At 42.7% G+C, this 5015-nt stretch carries 3 protein-coding genes; 1 reads left to right on the top strand and 2 read right to left on the bottom strand.

The window, feature by feature from the left end:
• The first annotated feature begins 219 nt into the window (after positions 1 to 219).
• Positions 220 to 759, top strand: a complete 540-nt coding sequence (locus tag GNE10_RS31970) for a L,D-transpeptidase (RefSeq protein ID WP_180267408.1) — start codon at positions 220 to 222, stop codon at positions 757 to 759.
• Between the two features lie 252 nt (positions 760 to 1011).
• Here GNE10_RS31970 and GNE10_RS31965 read toward each other — a convergent pair whose 3' ends face one another.
• Entirely contained in the window at positions 1012 to 3735 is a 2724-nt protein-coding gene (locus tag GNE10_RS31965) for a CHAT domain-containing protein (protein ID WP_185569989.1), read from the bottom strand.
• 526 nt (positions 3736 to 4261) lie between these two features.
• Positions 4262 to 4915: a sigma-70 family RNA polymerase sigma factor gene (locus GNE10_RS31960; protein ID WP_185569987.1), complete on the bottom strand. Its 654-nt coding sequence runs from the start codon at positions 4913 to 4915 to the stop codon at positions 4262 to 4264.
• Positions 4916 to 5015 lie beyond the last annotated feature (100 nt).

Raw genomic sequence — 5015 nt, 5'->3', positions numbered from 1 at the left:
GGGGAGGGTTGGGGAGGGGTCTTGTCTATGTGTTGCATTATTTTTTCAAATTGGTATAACAATCCGGGGAGAGTTTGCATTTCATCTTGAAATTACAGATTTTGCTCATTATGGATTAATTATTCATCATTAGTTAAAACCACTCGTTTAACTAAGGATAAATGACTAATCACTAATGACTACTGACTAATGACTAATTAGTTTAGAAGGTGAGGCATAATGCAATCCTGGATTCGCAGTGGTGGAATTCGTTCCTCAAAAACTTTTTGTACAGGCGTGGTGTTAACGGTGGCGACTTTATTTTCTTGGTCGCCGCCGTTAGCGGGTAATCCCAATTTTGCTACAGCTAAAGCCACGTCAGCCAATGAAAACAGCATCACTGTATCTAGTATCAGCCAAACGTCCCAACCTCGCTGGATTGAAATTGACTTGTCAGAACAACGCTTACGTGGATGGGAAGGAAAAAAACTCGTTTATTCATATCGAATTTCCGCAGGTAAGCGATCGACTCCTACACCCATAGGTAAATTCCGGATTAATTCTAAGTATCGCACTCACCGGATGCGAGGCAGGGGCTACAACATCCCTGATGTTCCTTACACAATGTATTTCTATAGAGGCTATGCCATTCACGGTGCATACTGGCATAACCGTTTTGGAACTCCAGTCAGCCACGGTTGCGTGAATTTACCTGTTAAGCAAGCTCGCAATCTTTACAACTGGGCTGCAACGGGAACTTTAGTAGTGGTGCATAAATAGGGCTTGCGACAGTTACCCCTCTCCTTGCCAAGTTACGGTGTACACACAAATCAGCTGATTAAGCAAGGTTTTACCCCACCTTGTCAAGGGAAGGGACTGGATTTCTTTTTTCCCCCCTTGACAAGGGGGGATTAAGGGGGGTAAAGAGAAGACCTCAAAAAATGATTTGCTAGGGTAAGTATTTCCTATGAAAATCAATCGCTTCAGCAAGAAAGAAAATTTTGTTTTATTCCAGAATTTTTTATGTCGAAATCACAACCAATTACCAATTAACACATAAGAAGACCAAAAGCTTGGTGCTTTATAGTTAGGATGTTTCAGGAGTTTTAGCTGGGCACGGTGAACAGCTTCAGCTTTGGTAATGTTGCCACTTTTGAGTTCTTGATAAAAGCCACTAACAAACATTGCAGTTGATTTGTCATCAATTTGCCAGAGGGAGGCAATGGTGCTGCGTGCGCCAGCTCGTACAGCTGCTCCTGCTAGGCCAAGGGCTGCACGAGTGTCTCCTGTTGCTGTTTGGCAAGCACTCAAAACTAATAGTTCCACTATGCTTTTATTTTGATTGCGGAAAAGAGTATCAAAATCTTTGACGTTAATCTGACCATCAAAATCCAAAATAAAAGTGTCCTCAAAACGAGAACTGAACTGACCGTGGGTTGCCAAATGTACAATGTTGAATGAAGTTTCTGAAATTTCAGTTTCTAAATTCTTTTTCTTAAAATCCCCATCTAACAGACGAGTTGTGGAAACTCCTGCTTTGGCAATACTGTCGAATTCAGATTTAATCCCCAGTAATGGGGCAAACTTGGGAAATCCAGGTGGGGGCTGAGTTAATCCTGCGGTGAGAGCTACTAATTTCTGTTTTAGCAGTGGTTTGGGGTCTAGGAGTTGCAGACCGACACTGAGGGCAACTGCGTATTTCTCTACTAAGTATTGCTTGCCATCGTACAGCGCGGACATTGGTATATTACGTAATACTCCGTCCAGCACAAATACTAAGGTCTTTACCCCACTTTTTTGTAATTCTGATTCAATGGGTTGGAGCAGCCAGTTGTAAACTTGTTGTGATTGGGTTTGAACAGTTTTGGTAGCAGTGGGATTAACAAGATTTTTTCGCAGTTCTACTAAAAGTTCTTCTACTTTGGTTTGGGAAATCTTGTTACCGTAGTTTTTCAGGGGTTGGTTAGGAATTTTGACAATTACCTGGAGTTGTTCGGGAAGAATGATTGGATAGATAATGGCAGCGTCGGAACGATCTCCTTTGTCTACCACTTGGTCGAGGGTTATTCTCTGACCTTGCAGACAAGCTTCCCGAAAGAAGTCGTCTAATTCTGCTAGCTGGAGTGCTTCAATTCGCAGGCGTGCTTTTTCTAATATTTTCTCGTCTGTTTTTCCATGTTGAGATTGCAGCAATAATTGTACTGACTGTCGGTAAACGGGTTCCACGCTGTCCCGAAAGTTGAATTGTACATCTTGATTAACTACGTCGTTATTTACTACTAAATCTCTGCGGAGAGATTGGAGAGTTTCCACAGCAGCATCATAAGCGGCGATCGCACCATTAATATCATTTTTTGCCCAGAGTAATCTACCTAACTGCCATTCCAATGCATAGGTAATTTCAGGTGCGTTACTGCTCTGTGCTAAAGCTAATCCTTGCATAGTCAGGCTTTGCGCCTCTGACAACTGTTTGGTTTGTTCGTACAAACCACCTAAATTTTTGAAGGCGTAGGCCTCTGCTCGCTTATCTCCTAAACTCCGGGATTTCTCAATGGCACTGGCGAGTAGGAATGCTGTTTGCCGTAGCGGCGCGTTTAACTCCTGCTGAATGGGAAATGGGGAGGAAAAATTTTTAGTTAATGTTTGGCTTGGGAAATCAACATTATTCTTGACTTTTGATAAACTTTGTGAATAGTTAACCAGAGCGTAGATACTAGCACGACTGAGTGGGAGTTGGTCGAGTTGAGATTGAATCGCTGGTAAAAGAGTTTTAACTTCTGCCCATTGTTGGTCTTCAATAAGTAAACTCAGGTGATTGAGTTGAGCTTGGACTTTTGTGAGCGGTGAGGGAGATACTGCAACTGTTTGTTGATAATAGGCGATGGCTTTTAGTTTATCGTTTTGTTTGAGGGCATTATTTCCCAAGCTGAACAGACTAGCGCTAATATCTGCCTGTGATTGCAAATTACGAGCAATTGTGAGACTTTCTTCTAAGACTTCCTGTGAGTCTTTGAAATTGCCTATTAGCATCAGGGCATCACCAAGCGATCGCAAACTCACTGTCTTTTCTATAGAATCGCGTTCAGATTTTAGCTTTTGACGAAGTTTATCTAGAGTTTTGATTGCGCGCGGGTAAAATCCTTGAGTTTGCCAAGCTTGTGCTTGATTGATTAGCGATCGGACTACACCATTTTTTTTATCTGCTTGCTGATAAATTTCTTCTGTCTGCTGCCAAGTTGCTAAAGCCGCCTCCGGTCGTCCCGTTGCCAATTGCAAACGACCTTGGATGTCTAAGGATTGGGCTAATATTTGCAGATTTGGGTTTTGCTCCTCGGCTTTAAGCAAATTTAGGCTTTGTGTAATTGCCTGTTGTGCCTGACTCCATTTACCAAGTTGCTGATAAGCTAAGGAGAGATTACTCAATGTCACTGCTAATCTGAGATTCTCCCCTTGCTGCTGATAAGCCTCCACAGCTTTTTGCAAAACTTCGGCGGCTTGAGTATAATTGCCAGTATCGTATAAAACTTTGCCTTGTTCCACGAGTGAAGCGGCGTCAGTAGTTCCAACCACAGAGGTAGTACTGTTAACAGGCAGTTGGGCTAAAGAATTGAATGAGTTAGGAACTTTTGCCAGCACAGGTGAACTGAGAATACATAACAAACCCATTAAAAAGCATAAAAACAAACATATTGCTTTTTGCCTTTTCACTTTTAGAGAATTTCCACCACTAGGTTTAGTTGCTTGAGTTATAGGCATGGCAAATGGTAGATGATAACTGGGAATTGTACAGGACTAACTCTAGGTGCTTGGACTACCAGGGTAATGTTACCACTTGCATCCATCAACAATCTGCGAGCTTCTACAATCTTATTTATCAGCAGTAGGATCGGGTTTTATTCGATTTTTCCCAGTTTTCAATAAAGACAGGACTCATGCAAAAATCATGTAATTTCCACAAGAGTGCAAAAAGCAATTGATTGCACTCTTGTGGTCAAAGGGAAAAGGTGAGCCAGCGCGGTCTTGGGGGTTTCCCCCATGAGCGACTGGCGAACCCCGAAGGGGTTAAAGGGGAAAGGGAAAATATCAAACATGCACCCCCTTTTCCCGACTTCTCTTAGAAGTCTATTGATTCAAGAAGGCTGTTCACTCCTTCAAAGTGAAGCTAGGCACAGTCGCTAAAGCCAGTCGCTCATAGGGAGAACCCCCTGTTCTGGGCGGTAGCTCACCGTTGACAGTTAACACTCAACAACTACTTTTGTTAATTATGCTTTTTTACCGTGCATTAGCTTAACAATCCCTCCGATTCTGCGAATTGACGTAAACGCGGTAGACACTGACGTTGATAAAAACTGCTCAATGTCGGAATTGACAGCCCGAATTCCTCAGATAACTCTCTCCAACTAACTTCCGGAGGTAGGCGTTTGAGGATTAACACCTGACAATTCACATCTGGACGCCCTTTGATATAAATACTACGGAGTTCTCCATCAAAGTCTGCCTTCGCCCAGTTTTCCAATTCCTCTAGAATTGGAGGTGCTTCAGGAACAGCCGGTAGGTTATCTACAGGATCGATAGTTTCACTTGTTCCACCAAATTTAGACTGACGAATTTTAAGAGGGACTGTTGTGGCTTGTTCCCGGTTTTGATTCAGGTAAAAGTCTTGTAGTCTCCGTTTTAAGTAAGCATTCAGCCAGGTGATTACAGTACCATAAGCAGGGTCATATTTTTGGCCTGTCAAACCTTCACAAACATTACGACAGAAATACAACCAAGTTTGTTGTAATGCGTCTTGATAATAGGGAGTACTTTCCCTCCAGAGTCTACTTGCTGTCAAACGAATAATCTGTGTGAGCAGCTTCTGACGCTGAGGGCTTCCAGGTGGGTATCCACAGGCTTCGGTAACTAAGCGGCGTAGCTGTTCATCGAATTGAACCATGACAATCTTGAGGAACAAAGCAAGAATATCTTAGTATTGCCTATAACAACGCCTTAGAAAATTACCTTTCATCAAGAAATTGGGGTATGGGGAGATGGGG

It is taken from the genome of Nostoc sp. 2RC (assembly GCF_014222165.1).
GTDB lineage: Bacteria > Cyanobacteriota > Cyanobacteriia > Cyanobacteriales > Nostocaceae > Nostoc > Nostoc linckia.
Note: the sequence above shows the minus strand (reverse complement) of the source record. Positions and strands in the feature narration are given on the sequence as shown.